Consider the following 16,312-nt stretch of genomic DNA (forward strand, 5'->3'; position numbering starts at 1 on the left):
TGACTGTTGACTGTTGACTGTTGACTGTTGACTGTTGACTGTTGACTGTTGACTGTTGACTGTTGACTGTTGACTGTTGACTGTTGACTGTTGACTGTTGACTGTTGGAAGCTTGGCAAAACTAAAGTTAAAATTGCAAGCAAAGTTAAAATCTGAGAGAGACTTATGAAGACTGCTGAAAAATTAGCTGCTGGTTGGCTACTCACACTCGGATTCATGTTTTTAACTCTATCAGTCTCAGCAGGAATTGAGAAACATAACTTATTAAAGCCAATCCCCGGCGCTAAAGAAGAAAGAGGTGCAAGAGAATTCTTTAATAAAGATGCTCTTTATCTCCTTGATAATACGGCTAGGCAAGGTTTAATTTTTGGCGTTCCTACTTTAATTTTAGGGGGATGGCTGAGTTTAGGATTATATTATCAAAGCAAACAAGAGAAAAAAGCTTTAAATCAACAAATGAGCAATCGCCTACAAGGGATTTTTTATCAAATGTTACAAGAAAACAAAGGACGTATGACCCTTGTTGGCTTTGCAGTTAAATCAGAATTACCCGCAATCGCCGCCAGAGAATATTTAGACGAGAAAGCTAAAGAATTCAATGCTAATTTTCAAGTCAGCGAAGATGGGACTGTATCATATCATTTTGAGCTTTAAATCGAATCAACCAATCTACGCCTAAGTATAATGACGCAGATTTTTTTAAGTATAGCTGCTCTGTTTGGCGGTTTATCTGTTGCGGCAGGAGCCTTTGGCGCTCACGCTTTACGAGACAAAATCAGCGAGCGATCGCTAGAAATTTTTGACACTGGCGCTAGGTATCAAATGTACCACGCTATCGCATTATTATTAGTAGGATTACTACTAAGTCGTACCGAGTCGCCACCTTCTACCCTCATAGTCAGTGGTTGGCTATTTATTGTCGGTATTGCCATATTTTCAGGCAGTTTATACGCCTTAAGTTTAACTGGTATCAAATCTTTAGGAGCAATTGCACCCTTGGGAGGCGCAGCTTTTATCGCTGGTTGGGGTGCTTTAGCCTTCGCCGCTTGGAATTTAAAACTTTAACTGTTGACGGTTGACGGTTGACGGTTGACCAATGACCAATGACAAATGACAAATAAAAATACCCCCTGATAGGGGGTTTTTGCTGAGGTTCATGTTTTTGACAAAACACAAAAGGATAACTTAGGTTCGGTATAACGAAAGAGGATAAGTAAGGTTCGGTATAGAGTTTCTGTATATGCGCCCATATTAACAGCTAAATCAGTAAATGCAAGGGGCGATCGCGGATTCTTCAAAATTACTTCATCAAAACTCAGCAAAGCTTACGAAAACGCTAAAAATCCCCTAGCAAAAGGTAACAGTTAAGGCTTTTGAGTAGCGATCGCTAATCTTGCACCCTTAACCTGACGCACTTGATCCATAACCGTGACAATCTCACCATGTTCCACTTTGCGATCGGCGTTAATTACCACAATTGTGTTTGAGTTAGAACCAACCATACCCCGTAGCTGTTCAGCTAGTACATCAACTGTTGTCGCCTGTTTGTTCAAGCTAATGTTACCGTTAGCTTCTACTGTCACAGTAATTTTGGTTGGTACTTGTGACTGTTGAGAAGTGGAAGCTTGGGGTAAGTTGACTGGTAATCCCTCTTGGCGCGTCAGAAATAGGGTGGACATGATGAAAAACGTCAAAATTGCAAAAATTACGTCAATCATCGGCACAATATTTATCTGTGCAGGAATATCCGCTTCATCTGGTAGACGCATAAACCTTTTCTCCTCCTCGTTCATAACGACGGCGATACAACAGTTCTAATTGCCCACCATATTCCTGAATCAAGCCATTTTGACGTTGATACAATCCTCTAAAAGCATTGGAAAATAACAGCGTGAAAATCGCCACAACTAGCCCAGAAGCTGTAGACACTAGTGCTTCGCTGATCCCCGATGTCACATCTGCAGTTTTTGTCCCGCCCACATCACCCAAATTAAGAGACGCGAAGGAAACAATCAAACCTAGCACCGTTCCTAACAAGCCAAATAATGGCGAAAGTCCGATGATTGTTTCAAAAATCGTATTAAACCGCTTGAGAATTGGTAATTCAGCTTGCGCTTCACTTTCTAACGCCAAGCGAAACTCTTCTGGTGTGGGTTCTTCCAATTCCAAAGCAGCTAGGAAAATTCGGGGAATCGGTAAATTTACATTTTGACGAGATTTTTCAATTGCACCCACCACATTATCCATGCGATAGAGATTGAGAATCTCTCGCACCACCTTAGCTTGGCGGGTATTGATTCGATACCAAAACCGCACGCGCTCAACAATTAAAGCTACTGCCACAACAGAAAACGCCAGCAGCGGCCACATTACCACGCCACCTGCGTTAAATAACTCTTTAATCCCCATACATCCTTTGTTTTAGTTTCAATGAATATGCTGATACCGTAAGTTCTCAGGCAAATTGAGATAAGCTCTCAACTGAGAATTATAGAATACTGCGAATACTTCTCAACTTGATGTGAAAGTATCATGACAGAAAACGCATCGATTATTCAAGTAGCATTCATCCAATCGTTCTAGCTTGATGATTGACAGGATGTCATAGTTGACAAACTGACCCAAAAGTAATATTCAGGATATTTACAGATATTAATTGACTTTTGCCCCAGGACAATTTAACCTTTGTTAGTGAGAATATCTGGCAACATACTTATGAGCTTCTCCGGCACTACTTTCGAGCAGCGCGAGAAAGAAACAAAGGCGCTTAAAGGTTTTTTGGTTCTAAGTCTAATTGGTTCCCTTGGCTTCCATGTAGCGGTACTCGCTTCTGGTGTTGGTAATTATTTTTCTAGAGTTTCCCCCCAGGAAGAGGAACCAATTGAGTTTACAGTTCTCGACAATCCGGAAGAGAAAAAGGTAGAGGTAGAACCAAAGCCGGAGGAGTCTCCTAAAAAGCTGGAAGTTGAAGAAAAAACCGAGGTTATAACCAGTTCCCCAACTAATCCGCCAACTGAAACTATTGTCAAACCCGAAAACCCAATACAGCCGATTCCCCTCCCAGCCAAGGTGGAATTACCACCCCCTAAGCAACCCATTGTCTCTGAACCACCTGTTCAAAAGTTGGTGGAAAACTTGAAGAAACCTATCGAGCAAGTTAAACCTCAAGTTCAACCAGAAAAACTCGCAGATAAGCCTGTTGCGGTACCTCAAACAAATTCCAGTAATTCTAGTAATTCTAGTAATTCCAGCAGTAATTTACGCGATACCCTACGGGGAATTAGAAATTCTCAAAGCAGTCAATCGGTTGCTACAAGTAATATCAGCAATTCTGCAACGCCAGGAAATGGTACGCCAGGAGGCGGTGGCGGCGGTGGCGGTGGCGGTGGAACATCCGTATTAACTGGTAATGGTTCTGGTAGTATTGGCGGTTCTGGTACGGGTACTGGTACTGGTAACGGTTCTGGTGTTGGTAGCGGTAGCGGTTCCGGTGTTGGTAGCGGTAGCGGTTCCGGTGTCGGTAGTGGTAGCGGCTCTGGGATTGGTAGCGGTACTGGTTCCGGTGTCGGTAGTGGTAGCGGCTCTGGGATTGGTAGCGGTAGCGGTTCCGGTGTCGGTAATGGCGGATTACCTGTAGCTACTGCACCCACAACCCCAAAATTACCTAGTAATGGCGATGGAGAAGGTAATTCTCGGCGTGGCGGCGATGGTCGTGCTGCTTGTCAAGAATGTAATGTTAGATACTCAGATAGAGCCAGACGGCGGAAGGCAGAAGGCAGAGTAAATGTAGCTGTTGATACAGATAGTAATGGTAATGTTACTAATGTGAGGTTACTTGGTTCCAGTGGCGATAGAGAATTAGATGAGGAACACCTACGCCAAGCTAGGAACTGGAAACTCAAGCCTTCTGAACAGGGTAGACAAGGCGTTCAGATAGCTACAGAGTATGCGATTCAAGGTTCGCGTCGCCACAGTCAAGTCAGAAAGCAGCAACAAGAACGCCAAGAACGTGAAAGACAAAGAGAAATAGCAACTTCTACCAATAACACCAATAACAACAACTCTGGTACAGACACACCAAGACGCAGACGGCGTTTAGAAGCGGCGACTTCTGGAGGTAATGATGTACCTGTGACATCAACCAGACAAAGGGAGCAAAGCGCTACTACCAGTAGAGAATCTAGAATTAGCCGGAGATTGCGGCGCACCAATACCGCAGAATCTACTCCAACCAGGGTACAAAGTTCGGAAAATTCTTTAAATAATCGTCTGCGACGGCGATCGCGAGAAGTGACAGCAGATGTGAGAACATCAGGAGAAACAACGCAAAATTTATTGCGAAGACGGCGACGGACTTTGAAACCATCTGCACCAGCATCGGATAGTGGTAGCCGTTTGCGTAATGCTTTGCGTCGCAGCCGTGAATCTACTCCTGCTGCTGCACCAACTCCGAGTACCACTACACCTTAGACGTTGCTATCGGCTGACGAAAACATTGGATTTAATTACTAATTCGTAATTCGTAATACCCTACGGGAAGCCGCTCCGCGTCTACGTAATTCGTAATTCGTAATTCGTAATTACATCCCCGTCGCTTGGGGCTTGTGGCGGGAAACGGTATGTTATTTCCCATGCCCCATGCCCAATTCCCAATGCCCAAAAACTCCATCCCCTTGTGGGTGGAGTTTTTCATAAATGTATTTGCGTTGCCTTGAGCATGTGATAAGTAATAATCAACTGCGTCAGCGCTAAGGGATAGCTTTGCAATGTTTCCCCGGTTGTACCGGCAACTTTACCCAGTTCGGGGTTACTTTCGCGATCGCATATGCTCTTAAGATGTGGCATATCAGAGCAAATGATATGCTCTAGTTTATTCACTTGTTCTAAAGTTGCGTGACCGTCAACTTCTAACACATCCACAGGTTTACCCATATCCCGATCTAATCCCAGGCGAATCGCTGAATCAGAACTACCGTTAGTTGATTGAATAATCGAGGTAAAATCAGGATGGGGAATTGTAGGACGCAGTACCAGCCTGACATTTAAATGTCCGTTAGTTTCATCTTGTTCCCCTTCCGGTGGATAAAAACTAATGACAATATCAGACCATTGACGTTGAGGACGAATATATTGCTCTGAGTCTGGTTCGCGCTTTTCTAATTCTGCTAAGACTTGTTCGGGGGTGTAGCCGCGTTTTTGCGTGTCGCGTTTCACTTTCCACTGGGCGCGTAAATCTTCGGGGGGTGCAAGGTAAACTTTGACATCATAAGCATCACGGGCAGCCCTGGTGGAATAACCAAGTAATCCCTCAATAATCACGAATTTACTCGGTTTTATATAATGCGGTGGCTCAAATGTCCCAGTTTTGTGGCTGTATACTGGTTTGAGAATGGATTGTCCTGTACGCAGCAGTGATAAATGCTGCTGCATAATATCTAAATAGTTGCAATCTGGATGAAGGGCGGTAATTCCAATCTCTGCACGTTGTACGCGATCGTAGCGATGATAATCATCGGTACAAATAATCGTGACATTTTCGGGCCCAAGTACTTGAGCAATCCCTCTAGTTAATGTTGTTTTTCCTGCCGCACTGTCACCAACAATACCAAGAATAATTGGACGGCTCATCATACCCCCCCATAAAGAGTTAAGTAAATCTGTTCATGATTAACAATATTCTCAATTTTAAAAGGGAAATTGACAATTAACTGAAATAAGAGCTTTTATGCAACATCTCTACACAATATTATTTCTTAGTTAATTTATGGCAAAATATACAACTCTTGGTAAATGTGTCAGTGGCATATTTGATTTTGGAAATCAGTTTCGGCTGCACAATACTCACCATATCCAGGTTTTGATAGACATTGTCCATCGGACAGATACGGAAGTTTTAGCAACAATTAAAATTGATTTTTACTCGTTTGTTGAATTAGATAATACGCTATTTTTCTATCAAATTAGTTAATTGCAGAGACTAAAAATTTGGTTTTGTTGTGATTTTCTCACATAGCTTTTTTAGCAAAATAAGCGGCACATCAATATATTCTAGGGGGCATGGCAGTGCCATGCCCCTACCGCATTCTTTTTTTAGGGACTTCCAAATAAAAAAATATTCCAATCATTAACTTACCAAACCCGCAACTCGTAGGGGCGGGGTTACCCCGCCCCTACAATTTGGCATAATTTATTTTTTGGAGTTCCCTTAAATTGGTATCACAAAGGTGATTACACTAATGTATACACCTTAGCTTCCCAAGGGAAGATACCTTCTCTACCTACCCATTCTTGAGGGACGATGCGCTCTTGAGTAATTTCTTTCCACTGTTTACCTGCGGGAGTTGCAGGCCAATTGGGAACTCGGTATTCAGCGCCCCAAGGGGTACCATAATCAGAGAAATTGGCGACGACAACAACTAAATTATCAGCTTGATTGCCACGTTGCCAAACTAAGACACGTTTACCATCGTTGAAATCAGTGTGAATGAATTGCGTATCATTCACTGCTAAAGCATCAGAGTTTTTGCGGAAATGAACTAACCGCGCCACATATTGAAAAATACGTTGTCGCCAATCATCTTTAACACGACTGTAGTTTACAGGGTCGATTTGTTTATGGCTACCATGTTCATCAGCGATGACTAAATCATGTTGATCTGCGAATTCATCACCAGCCAGAATCATGGGAATTCCCACCGCAGTGAGTAAGCAGACAAAGGCTAGTTTAATGCGCGGTTCAGTGCGATCGATACCATTATTTACTAAATAGTTAAAGAACCGTTCGTTACCATAACCGCCAACATCATGGGATGTCAGGTAGTTTACTGCTTGAGAACCATCGCTAAAACCTAAGTTGCGACAGTCAATTAATTTGCGCACGCTCCATTCAAAACTTGGTTCATCCCCAGCGTTTTTACCTAAAATGACTTGGCGGATGATTTGTTTAAACTTCTCATTCCACAGTCCATCTAAACGATTTTGATGTACTAAAGCTAAAGGTACGCTTAATTCTTCGCCAATTACAACAAAGCGATCGCTCTTTCCTCCCCTTTTATCCCATAAAGTACGAGCAAAATCTTTAAATTCTTGCAAAAAGTCGTAATTAGCAACATTATTCACGCTATCTAAGCGCAACCCATCAACTCGATAGTATTCTATCCAATGAGCGATATGGGCTTTCAAATATTCTCGTGTGGGAACCAACCAAGATTTTTTACCAGTGATGGGGTGATAACCTTCTACCCAATAGTTGTATTTAAATAAATCTCCACCAAAGCCATCTCGATTACCTTGTTCGGGATCGCCGCTACCCCATTTGATGTAAAAATCGAGAAAATTCACGTTATGGTAAGGATTATTCCGCGAAAATGCCATCACAATGTCGATAAAAAAGCGTAAACCTTGCTGATGGCAAACTTTAATTAAATTAGCTAGATCGGTAGAAGCTGTCGGTGCAGATTGTTCGTCTGGTCTTCCTAGATCGTAATCTGCGGCAAAATAATTTGCAGTACCGTAGCCCCAATTCTCTACATCATCACTATCTTCTGGGGGAAGAAGTTCTAAAGCATTCACTCCCAGTTCTACAAGATGGGCGCGATTGTTTAAAGTCCTCAATGCGCGGAAGTTAGGCGCTGTTACTCCGGGAATTAATAGCGCGAGAATGTCGCGAAATGTACCATTACCAGCTTCAATTGCACCATTAGGGTTAATTTTCGTCCAACGGGTAGGTAATTCATAGATTACCAAGCGATTATTAGTTGGTAGTTTATCTAAAGCTGCATCGCCTTCCCAATTCACAGTTTCGCCATCGGGATCGCAAGGAATCAACTGTCCATTTTGATAAAGCACCACGCTAGCGGGATCAAAGCTAGCAACTCCCCCTGGTTCTGATGGTGTGGGTGGATTTTTGCGCCGATCTATAGTTGTAGCTGTGGGATCGGTGCAATAGAGAATTTGGTTAGCATTGGCGATATCGTAGGGATCTGTGTTGCGGACTTTAAACCAATAAAAGTAAACTTGTCCTTCAGTTAATCCGCAATCTTGGGCTGCAATTTCCCATAATTCGGGAAATTCGGGCGATTGTTGCAGTTGAAATTCGCCGAATTTATTGGTTTGGTTGGGATCTTGGGGATTTTCAGTGCCAATGTAGAGAGTCGGCGCTGTGGCAAAATAATTGGGACGCCATAAGACAAAGTGAGTCAGTTTACGGCTCAATAAATCAATAACCATGATAAAAACCTCTAATTGATCAAAGTCTGCTCAAGGATGAAATGTTAAATATGAGTACAGAAGTGGCAAAATATTCATCCTTCCACTTTTTTTGGTCAGTTATGTATTGGTTACAACAGGGTTGATTGCTATTCCAGATAGGTGTGAGATTTTTTGGGATGAGGATGAAATTAAGGGACTTCCAAGTAAATAAATATTCAATTGCAGGGGGACAAGGGGGACAAGGAGGACAAGGAGGACAAGGAACAAAGAAGTACTAGTACAGCACAGAGGAAATAAGGATACCATCTAAAATAGGTAAAAAGCTTACGAAATAAGCATTTTTACTTTTTACTTTTGCCTTATTGTACTAGCTATGAAAACAGTGTGGGAGCGTGAGAACCCCTACCTTTACATGAGTGGATGAAACGCGACTCAAGGGGATTTATCCCCGTGTTTCCTCATTTACCGCGCTGATTTTCAATGTACCTTTTAACTACCTCAGTGCTGACTTGACCAGTTGACGCTACAAAGTAGGTCGGTGTCCACAAAGCAGGTAGTTTTTTTAATTCTGGAAATTCTTTTCTTAAATGGTGGGATGCTCTACCTTTAACCCATCTAGCAATATCTGCTGGCGCTTCGTGTGTTGGCGCGTTAATGAATAAATGAACGTGGTCGGGTTGAATTTCAAGCGCTATAAGTCGCCAGCCATGCTCGGTTACTAGTTCAAAAATAATCTCTTGTAACCTTTTGGCTATGTTGCTAACTAATACTGATTTTCTGCGTTTTGGCACAAAAACAAAATGGTAATTGATTGAAGATACAGAATTTTCAGTACGTCTATACTCGTGGTCTTCACTAGATAATTTAGCCATATTTTTTACGGAATATTGTTGTTAACTGCTGTAGCAGCAATTGTAATGAAATACAGGAGGTGATGACAAGTTGTACAGAACAATACCGCTAAAAGCTAAATTCACTGATGAAGAAAAAGCTTTTTGGATAGACCAATGCGAACACGCTAACAGCTTGATTAATTGCGCTATATATGCGACAAAACAATCTCATTATGCAAGTTTGCAAGAATCCGAAAATGCTTTTACTACTTATTGGCGTGATGATGAATTACGATATGGGTGGAAATGCTACCAATGCAAAACCACTTACCCAGAATTAGATAAAATTCTCAAAGATAACCCACATTACAAAGCGATGGCTGCACAATCAGCACAACAAACGCTTAAAACTGTGGGAGAGTCCATAACTAGTTACAACGGATTGGTTAAAAAATATTATCAGGGTGATGTTGATAGACCTTCTTTACCAAGATATAGAAAACGTGGTGGTCTTGCTGCGGTTACATTTCCCCGTCAAGCTTTAACTTACAAAAACGGTTGTTTTTACCCATCAATTAGCAAAGAAACTAAACCACAATTACTGACTGAAATCACCTTGCACTTACCAGATTTCATTGATTCTGATTGGGTAAAAGAGGTTACAGTTAGACCGTATTTAGGTGAACTGTGGGTAGATTGGGTAATTGATGATGGGAAAGAACCAGTCGATATTAACCCTAGCCTTGATTACACCCAAGCATGGTCATTTGACCACGGCGGTACAAACTGGCTAACAGGTGTCTCAACCCGTGGTAAAAGTTTGATTATTGATGGTAGAAAACTAAAATCAATGAATCAAGGTTACTGTCGTTTGGTTGCTAAATACAAACAAGGAAAATCAGATTTTTACTGGGATAGCAACTTAGACCAAGTACAACGTAAACGCAATAATCAGATGCGTGATGCTGTTAACAAAGCAGCCAGATTCATTGTTAATCAGTGCCTTAATGACAGAGTTGGTAATCTGATTATTGGCTGGAATGATGAACAGAAAAATGGTTCCAATATGGGCAAGCGTGGAAATCAAAACTTTGTGGTCATTCCCACAGGGCGATTGATTGAACGCTTAAAACAACTCTGTCCAGAGTATGGGATAAAACTAACAATTACCGAAGAAGCATACACATCAAAAGCGTCTTACCTAGATGGCGACAGCCTCCACAGACATGGTGAAAAACCCAACGGATGGAAACCGTCAGGACAACGGGTAAAACGTGGATTGTACAAAAGTCGTGATGGACATCTAATCAATGCAGATTGCAATGGTAGTGCCAACATCATCAGAAAAGTAGCCACACAGCTAGGATTAAACTTAGTCGAGGTGGGTAGGGCATCTTTGGCAGTGCCACAGCGATATGACTTGTTTACGCGATTAAATAAATCATATCGTAAAAGAAGTGAAGCCTTGTGTCTTCAGACCAAGGCGTAACATCCTTTTAGAATCCCCCGCGCTTCTAGCCGGGGGAGATGTCAATCCCAACTGCAGATACTCAATTTTAATACAAGCATCCATAATGACGTTTAAGCCAACATCTAATGCTTGCTGTTCTGCTGCTTGGTTTGCTATACCTAATTGCGCCCAAACGGTTTTGGCATTAATTGCGATCGCATCTTCAATAATCTCCCTTAAATACTCAGCCCGGCGAAAAATGTTGACAATATCTACAGTAGCGGGAATTTCTCTGAGTGATGCATAGCAAGGTTCTCCATCAATTTCTTTCACTAGGGGGTTGACAGGATACACTATGTAGCCTGCTTGCTGCAAAAACTGGGCGATTTGATAGCTAACGCGATTGGGTTTATCGGAATGTCCGACAACTGCGATCGCATTGGCTTGGGTGAACACCTCGCGTAAAGCATTGCGATCGTTTTTCAGGTTTGGCATAGTATTTATAGGCAGAGTAAATATTAATATTGCCTTCTACACAACTAACCATTGACAAACCAAACACTAGGACTGGAACCAAATCTTTATAATTATTTACTGTCTGTTTCTTTGCGAGAACCAGAAATATTAACGCAATTGCGTCAAGAAACAGCTCAACATCCAATGGCGATGATGCAAATTGCACCGGAACAAGGACAGTTTATGGCTTTGTTGGTGCAATTAATTGGTGCTCAAAAAACTTTAGAGTTAGGTGTATTTACAGGCTATAGCACGCTGATAGTGGCGTTGGCATTACCTAGCGACGGTAAAGTGGTAGCTTGTGATGTCAGTGAAGAGTTTACCGCGATCGCTCGTCGTTATTGGCAGCAAGCAGGGGTAGCCGATAAAATTGACCTACATATTGCCCCAGCTTTAGAAACTTTAGATAATTTACTCGCCACCGGAGAAGCGGAAACCTTTGATTTTGCGTTTATTGATGCAGATAAGAGCAACTACGATGCTTATTATGAGCGATCGCTGCAATTAATTCGTCCGGGTGGGCTAATTGCGATCGATAATGTTCTTTGGTCGGGTAGAGTTGCCGATGCGCAAGTAAAAGATAATAGAACTCGCAAAATCCGCGCCTTTAATGAAAAGTTACATCAAGACCAACGGATTACCCTGAGTTTAGTCCCAATTGGTGATGGTTTGACATTAGCACGGAAGAATTGAAAAAATAAGGTTTATATACTGCTAATCTAAAGATTTACTGTGCAATTAAATTTATGATTTTGGTATCTAAATAATTGCCAAAATATCTGTATTTACAGCAGATTGCAAGTTGGTGAGGTACAGATAATCGTTGATTGTAGGGGCACTGGCACTGCCATGCCCCGAAGCGCGTACTATATTAATTATTATCACAGCCTTTGCAAATTATATTTAATTACACCGACCTACTTACCATCAGGGAGCAAGATACTCCCACTACCCATGAAAAACTATAGTTTTCAAAATAGATGTGGTTTATGTTTTTTTAAATAGATTTAAAAATCGGAAATAAAACAAACATAAAACTTGACATCTTAAATAAAAAATTAAGCAATAATTAAGATAGTCAAAATCTGCAGCAACGAAGAAAAAAGAAAATTGAAACACCAAGATAGAGAAGGTAAAATGCTTGCGCCTCAAGCATTGTCATGAATTCAAACTGAATCAAGATAATTTACCTTTTACCTGTTCTCTGCCTCGGCGTTTCCTACTGTGCTAGATGTACACAATATATAGTTTTTATTTTTTGGCAAAAGTATTCTAAAGATCAGTTTTTATGTATAATAATAAACTTCAAAGTATACAAGTCATACAAATAGGTTAATTCACGCTGATTCCTGCAATTATAGAAAAAATAAAAATTGTAAATTTAAATTAGAGAAAAGCTGAGAGTGAATGTAAAAAGCTTGTGGGTAGGAATTGGTTGTCAGCGAGGGACATCAACACAGTTACTTGAAAAGGCAATTGCGCAAGTATTTTTAGAAAATCAACTCAATCAAAATGCGATCGCTGGTCTTGCTACTATCGACAATAAAGCTAAAGAACCAGCTTTACTTGAATTTTGTCAATTACATAATTTAGCCTTCAAAACCTTTCCCGCCGAAGTTTTGCGCCTTGTTTGTGTCCCCAATCCCGCAAAACTTATTGAGCAAACCGTGGGAACTCCCAGCGTAGCTGAAGCTGCGGCGATGCTTGCTGCTGCTGATATTAACTGGCTAACCCAGATAATAGATGAAATTCTCCCATTCAACCCAAATTCATCTCACCTTACTCCGACTTTGACGCCTGTAGGAGTAAGGTGCTTAGTTCCTAAACAAATTTTTCGCTTACCAGACGAACCAGGAGCCGTTACAATAGCTGTTGCTCAACAATTAACGAAGATAGCAAGTGTTATCCCAATTCACTAAAATCATGAAACAGATCCAAATCCAGAAACCCTAGCAAAATATGGATTTCTTAATTTTGAATTTTGAATTTTGAATTTTGAATTGGTATTATTCCACTACCCGCAGAAAATAGTTAATCACGCTAGAGACAATCGCTAACACAATCGATCCCAACAAAGCTGGGAAAAAGCCCTTGATTTCAAAACCCGAACCCGGAGTTAGCGCACTTGCTAACCAAAGAGCCAAGGCATTGATCACAAATGTAAATAACCCAAAGGTGAGTAAAGTAAGTGGAAAGGCAAAAAACCTTAAAATCGGGCGAATAAAGGCATTAACTAGCCCAATTACAATAGCAGCAACTAGCGCAGCCACAAAAGTTTCTATTACGAATCCAGAAACAATTCTTGAGGTGATCAATAAAGCCACCGCAGTACCCAGCCAAGTTAATAAAAAGTGTTTCATGAATGATTTGTCAATGGTCAATAGTCATTTGTCATTTGTTAGAGACGCGATTAATCGCGTCTGTACAATAGTCATTTGTCATTTCCCTGCCCCCTGCTCCCTGCTCCCTGCTCCCCCTGCCTATCTATGAGTCTAGCGCTGACGCTGCGATCGCTCTAGCAGTACATACCAAGTACCACCACCTGCGACACCATCGGCTTCTAAGCCATAGCGACTTTGGGCGGCTTTGACTGCGGCTTCGGTGGTGGGGCCAAAGTCTCCATCAACATCACCGCTTAAGAAACCTAGCCTTTTTAAAATTTCTTGCAATCTTCCAACTTCTGAGCCACGATTGCCTAAACGTAAAATTGGTAATCCTTCTGGGGTGTATTGAATACCAGGAGTACGTTCAAAACGCGGAATTTGTGGAGTACGCGGTTGTGTAGTCCGAGTATTTGCAGGGCGGGTAGTTGCCGGACGGGTGGTACTTCTAGGTTGTGGCTTTGGTGTTGTATTCTGTCTCGGTTGGGCTGGTTTTGGCTCTGGTTGCGGGGTAGTTGCTCGCCTGATGTTACCTGCTTGGGCGGGCGCAACTGCTGTTGGTTTTGCAGGGGTTGGCTTTGGTGCAGGGCTGGGTGCTGTTGCTACTGCTTGTCCTGGAAACAATTTTTGCCAAGTCGCAGTATCAACAATCCCATCTGGATTTAAGCCGGCTGCTTGCTTAAAGCGAGAAACGGCACTAGCGGTATTAGCAGTATAATTGCCATCTACCGGGCCAGTATAAAAACCCAAGAGTTTTAGCGCTGCTTGCAGTTCAGATACACGCTCGCCTTGACTGCCAATACCTAAAGTCGGGCGGTTAATATTGACATTAGGATTTGCTTGGGCAATTTTCTGTGGGGCTGCATTTGTTACCACTGTAGAGGCAGCAATCAACATCGGCACAGAAGCAAGCACAAGTAGCCAGTTCAACTTGTGGGTACTGGAAGCAGGAGAAAATTTAATTGCATTTAAGTAGCTCAAGATACTGAATGATAAGCCGCCTTTCATGGTATGTGCCACCGTAATCTTCTGATGCTAATAGTACGGCCGCTTGAGCGAAGAGGAAAGCTAGTGCATTTATTTTGTCACGACAAATTAAGTAATTGCACTATTAATTGCGGCTTCCGGGCCGACTAAAGATAAGTAGGGTTGCTGTAAATATCGGCGTGCAACTGCGATCGCATCTCCTACTTCTACATTAGTAATTAACTCTTGGAATGTTTGGTCAAATTCAATTCCTAATCCCAAGGTTTCATACCATCCATAGATTTGCGCAATTTGTCCGTTGGTTTGTTTACCAAGGGCATACTGTCCTAATATTTTATTTTTCGCTGCTTGCAGTGCGTTGGCAGATATTTCTGTTGTTGAAAGTAAGTCAACTTCTTTACACAACCCTTGCAAGGCAATAGTTGTATTTTCTGGTGCTGTACCCATATACACGACAAACGCGCCAGCATATAGCCTGGTGGGATACAGTGCAGAAACTTCATAAGCCAAACCTTGCTTTTCCCGCAATTCCACAAATAAGCGGCTAGAAAGCCCATTACCTAAATAAGTAGCCAATAATTTCAACGCCGCATAATCAGCAGAGTTCACAGCTGGCCCCAAATACCCAAGCATGACAATAGATTGTTGTGTTTGTAGGGGCTGCAGCTTTTGCTGGGGTTGGACGGGAATTTCTGGTACATTTAAGCTGTGCGGTTTGCTATTTGGCGATCGCCAATCACCAAATACCTGGGTAATTAATTTCACCGCTTCTTCTGGTTTAATTCTTCCCGCAATACTAATGACTACATTATCGGGACGAAAATGAGTTTGGTGATAATCGACTAAATCCGCTTGAGTCAAGCTGCTCATCGTGGTTTCATCACCTAATACAGACATGGCATAGGGATGATTTTGATACATTGCTTGCCGCAATTGATCGTAAGCAATAGTAAACGGCTGCTCTTTTTGCGAGCGAATATCTTGGAGTGCTAAACGCCGTTCTAATTCTACTTGGGTTTCGGGGAATGTAGGCGATCGCAAAATCAACCCTGCTAATTCCAATATCTCCGGAAAATCTGCTGTTACCGTCTTCAGCGACAGCAGAAAATAATCATTAGCAGTATCAGTACTTAAACTCGCCCCGACAGATTCCACCCTTTCCGCAATTTCTAAGCTAGAAAGTCCAGCACAGCCTTTTGTCATCACAGCCGACAATAAATGTGCTAATCCGGCTTGTTCCCGGCTTTCAGCACAACTACCAGCACGAACAAAAATCCGTGCTGCCACAATATCAGCAGCCGGATTTTCTGCCATCAAAACCACAATACCATTGCTTAATACAGTCCGGTGGATCGGGGAATTAGAGATAGATTTGTTCACAGTTTGAGTCATTAACAATTCAAAATTCAAAATTCAAAATTCAAAATTTATCGAAAAACTGGGTCTAAAACCCCGTCCTTGTAGGACGGCTTTTGGTAAAATCAGGGATGTGGAAGGGTAATTAACCACATGAAAAACCCTATTGCTACCTAACAAGTAGACGAGGCAGTGCGGTCTTGGGGTCTCCCCAAATGGAGCAACTGCCGTGCTGCACCTTGACAACTGAATCTAGAGGGTTCTACTTCTTTGTTCTAGTATCACCTGGAAGTAGGTAAAAGATTCACAGGTACTAGACGAACAGCATTTAACTTCAAACAAAAAATTGCAAGCTTTGCAAGTACGGTAGGGCATACCGGAACTTAACGCTTGGGGAGAGAACCACCTATGGCTTAGATACCGCAAGGGGTCTAAGTTAAGTGGACTCGTAGAACCAAGAATCTCCGCACTTTTAGGGCGGAGAGTGTCAAATATCATCATCCCTCACATAAAAGCACCAAATTGATGTTTACTATTAATTGCCCAGTAAATTTTAATTACGAATTACGAATTACGAA

The 16,312-nt window shown here is 42.0% G+C and carries 17 protein-coding genes; 7 read left to right on the forward strand and 10 right to left on the reverse strand.

The genetic code is table 11. From position 1 onward, the window contains the following. Window positions 1–165 precede the first annotated feature (165 nt). Together H6G08_RS03560 and H6G08_RS03565 are read left to right on the forward strand one after the other, a co-directional pair. Window positions 166–654 (forward strand): hypothetical protein, encoded by a 489-nt coding sequence (locus tag H6G08_RS03560; protein ID WP_190538916.1) that lies wholly within the window; start codon window positions 166–168, stop codon window positions 652–654. Window positions 655–684: 30 nt separating this feature from the next. After that, window positions 685–1,065, forward strand: a complete 381-nt coding sequence (locus H6G08_RS03565) for a DUF423 domain-containing protein (protein WP_190538917.1) — start codon at window positions 685–687, stop codon at window positions 1,063–1,065. A 299-nt stretch (window positions 1,066–1,364) separates the two neighbouring features. On the opposite strand, the gene H6G08_RS03570 is transcribed toward H6G08_RS03565, so the two are convergent. After that, window positions 1,365–1,769, reverse strand: a complete 405-nt coding sequence (locus H6G08_RS03570; protein WP_190538918.1) for an ExbD/TolR family protein — start codon at window positions 1,767–1,769, stop codon at window positions 1,365–1,367. After that, window positions 1,753–2,409, reverse strand: coding sequence for a MotA/TolQ/ExbB proton channel family protein (locus tag H6G08_RS03575; RefSeq protein ID WP_190538919.1), 657 nt, complete (start codon window positions 2,407–2,409; stop codon window positions 1,753–1,755). Before H6G08_RS03575 ends, H6G08_RS03570 begins: the two co-directional genes overlap by 17 nt. 306 nt (window positions 2,410–2,715) lie before the next feature. Between H6G08_RS03575 and H6G08_RS03580 the strand changes: the two genes are divergently transcribed. Further along, complete coding sequence (locus tag H6G08_RS03580) at window positions 2,716–4,470, forward strand: energy transducer TonB (RefSeq protein WP_190538920.1); 1,755 nt, start codon at window positions 2,716–2,718, stop codon at window positions 4,468–4,470. Window positions 4,471–4,501: 31 nt separating this feature from the next. On the opposite strand, the gene H6G08_RS03585 is transcribed toward H6G08_RS03580, so the two are convergent. Both H6G08_RS03585 and H6G08_RS03590 read right to left on the reverse strand, forming a co-directional pair. Then, a complete protein-coding gene (locus tag H6G08_RS03585; RefSeq protein ID WP_190538921.1) occupies window positions 4,502–4,693 on the reverse strand; it encodes a hypothetical protein in 192 nt (63 codons plus the stop codon). Continuing rightward, window positions 4,690–5,628 carry a phosphoribulokinase gene (locus H6G08_RS03590; RefSeq protein WP_190539053.1) on the reverse strand — a complete coding sequence of 313 codons (939 nt, stop codon included), beginning with the start codon at window positions 5,626–5,628 and terminating at the stop codon, window positions 4,690–4,692. The genes H6G08_RS03585 and H6G08_RS03590 overlap by 4 nt, the downstream gene beginning before the upstream one ends. A 136-nt stretch (window positions 5,629–5,764) precedes the next feature. Between H6G08_RS03590 and H6G08_RS03595 the strand changes: the two genes are divergently transcribed. Then, window positions 5,765–5,968, forward strand: a complete 204-nt coding sequence (locus H6G08_RS03595; RefSeq protein WP_190538922.1) for a hypothetical protein — start codon at window positions 5,765–5,767, stop codon at window positions 5,966–5,968. 260 nt (window positions 5,969–6,228) lie between these two features. Here H6G08_RS03595 and H6G08_RS03600 read toward each other — a convergent pair whose 3' ends face one another. Continuing rightward, window positions 6,229–8,229 (reverse strand): alpha-amylase family glycosyl hydrolase, encoded by a 2,001-nt coding sequence (locus tag H6G08_RS03600; RefSeq protein WP_190538923.1) that lies wholly within the window; start codon window positions 8,227–8,229, stop codon window positions 6,229–6,231. A 440-nt stretch (window positions 8,230–8,669) separates the two neighbouring features. Beyond that, entirely contained in the window at window positions 8,670–9,083 is a 414-nt protein-coding gene (tnpA, locus tag H6G08_RS03605; protein ID WP_190538924.1) for an IS200/IS605 family transposase, read from the reverse strand. 70 nt (window positions 9,084–9,153) lie between these two features. Here tnpA and H6G08_RS03610 point away from each other — a divergent pair, with 70 nt between their 5' ends. Then, window positions 9,154–10,533, forward strand: coding sequence for an RNA-guided endonuclease InsQ/TnpB family protein (locus tag H6G08_RS03610; protein WP_190538925.1), 1,380 nt, complete (start codon window positions 9,154–9,156; stop codon window positions 10,531–10,533). Here the strand turns inward: H6G08_RS03610 and H6G08_RS03615 are convergent. Then, complete coding sequence (locus tag H6G08_RS03615) at window positions 10,486–10,989, reverse strand: CoA-binding protein (RefSeq protein ID WP_190538926.1); 504 nt, start codon at window positions 10,987–10,989, stop codon at window positions 10,486–10,488. The two genes, H6G08_RS03610 and H6G08_RS03615, sit on opposite strands and share 48 nt — an antisense overlap. A gap of 51 nt (window positions 10,990–11,040) precedes the next feature. Here H6G08_RS03615 and H6G08_RS03620 point away from each other — a divergent pair, with 51 nt between their 5' ends. Continuing rightward, on the forward strand, window positions 11,041–11,703 hold the full coding sequence (locus H6G08_RS03620) for a class I SAM-dependent methyltransferase (RefSeq protein WP_190538927.1): 663 nt from the start codon (window positions 11,041–11,043) through the stop codon (window positions 11,701–11,703). Between the two features lie 710 nt (window positions 11,704–12,413). Then, entirely contained in the window at window positions 12,414–12,929 is a 516-nt protein-coding gene (locus tag H6G08_RS03625; protein ID WP_313941082.1) for a cobalamin biosynthesis protein, read from the forward strand. An 87-nt stretch (window positions 12,930–13,016) separates the two neighbouring features. On the opposite strand, the gene H6G08_RS03630 is transcribed toward H6G08_RS03625, so the two are convergent. The 3 genes from H6G08_RS03630 to H6G08_RS03640 all read right to left on the reverse strand — a co-directional run bounded on the left by H6G08_RS03630 (window position 13,017) and on the right by H6G08_RS03640 (window position 15,770). Further along, window positions 13,017–13,370: a phage holin family protein gene (locus H6G08_RS03630; protein ID WP_190539055.1), complete on the reverse strand. Its 354-nt coding sequence runs from the start codon at window positions 13,368–13,370 to the stop codon at window positions 13,017–13,019. A 132-nt stretch (window positions 13,371–13,502) separates the two neighbouring features. Then, window positions 13,503–14,411: a peptidoglycan-binding domain-containing protein gene (locus H6G08_RS03635; RefSeq protein ID WP_390625553.1), complete on the reverse strand. Its 909-nt coding sequence runs from the start codon at window positions 14,409–14,411 to the stop codon at window positions 13,503–13,505. 75 nt (window positions 14,412–14,486) lie between these two features. After that, window positions 14,487–15,770 (reverse strand): M16 family metallopeptidase, encoded by a 1,284-nt coding sequence (locus tag H6G08_RS03640; protein WP_190538928.1) that lies wholly within the window; start codon window positions 15,768–15,770, stop codon window positions 14,487–14,489. Between the last annotated feature and the right edge of the window lie 542 nt (window positions 15,771–16,312).

It is taken from the genome of Calothrix anomala FACHB-343, assembly GCF_014696435.1.
Classification (GTDB): Bacteria; Cyanobacteriota; Cyanobacteriia; order Cyanobacteriales; family Nostocaceae; genus Aulosira; species Aulosira anomala_A.

Coding starts and splice junctions, on each gene's coding strand:
- H6G08_RS03560 (WP_190538916.1), top strand. CDS start 166: ATGAAGACTGCTGAAAAATTAGCTGCTGGTTGGCTACTCACACTCGGA.
- H6G08_RS03565 (WP_190538917.1), top strand. CDS start 685: ATGACGCAGATTTTTTTAAGTATAGCTGCTCTGTTTGGCGGTTTATCT.
- H6G08_RS03570 (WP_190538918.1), bottom strand. CDS start 1,769: ATGCGTCTACCAGATGAAGCGGATATTCCTGCACAGATAAATATTGTG.
- H6G08_RS03575 (WP_190538919.1), bottom strand. CDS start 2,409: ATGGGGATTAAAGAGTTATTTAACGCAGGTGGCGTGGTAATGTGGCCG.
- H6G08_RS03580 (WP_190538920.1), top strand. CDS start 2,716: ATGAGCTTCTCCGGCACTACTTTCGAGCAGCGCGAGAAAGAAACAAAG.
- H6G08_RS03585 (WP_190538921.1), bottom strand. CDS start 4,693: ATGAAAAACTCCACCCACAAGGGGATGGAGTTTTTGGGCATTGGGAAT.
- H6G08_RS03590 (WP_190539053.1), bottom strand. CDS start 5,628: ATGAGCCGTCCAATTATTCTTGGTATTGTTGGTGACAGTGCGGCAGGA.
- H6G08_RS03595 (WP_190538922.1), top strand. CDS start 5,765: ATGGCAAAATATACAACTCTTGGTAAATGTGTCAGTGGCATATTTGAT.
- H6G08_RS03600 (WP_190538923.1), bottom strand. CDS start 8,229: ATGGTTATTGATTTATTGAGCCGTAAACTGACTCACTTTGTCTTATGG.
- tnpA (WP_190538924.1), bottom strand. CDS start 9,083: ATGGCTAAATTATCTAGTGAAGACCACGAGTATAGACGTACTGAAAAT.
- H6G08_RS03615 (WP_190538926.1), bottom strand. CDS start 10,989: ATGCCAAACCTGAAAAACGATCGCAATGCTTTACGCGAGGTGTTCACC.
- H6G08_RS03630 (WP_190539055.1), bottom strand. CDS start 13,370: ATGAAACACTTTTTATTAACTTGGCTGGGTACTGCGGTGGCTTTATTG.
- H6G08_RS03640 (WP_190538928.1), bottom strand. CDS start 15,770: ATGACTCAAACTGTGAACAAATCTATCTCTAATTCCCCGATCCACCGG.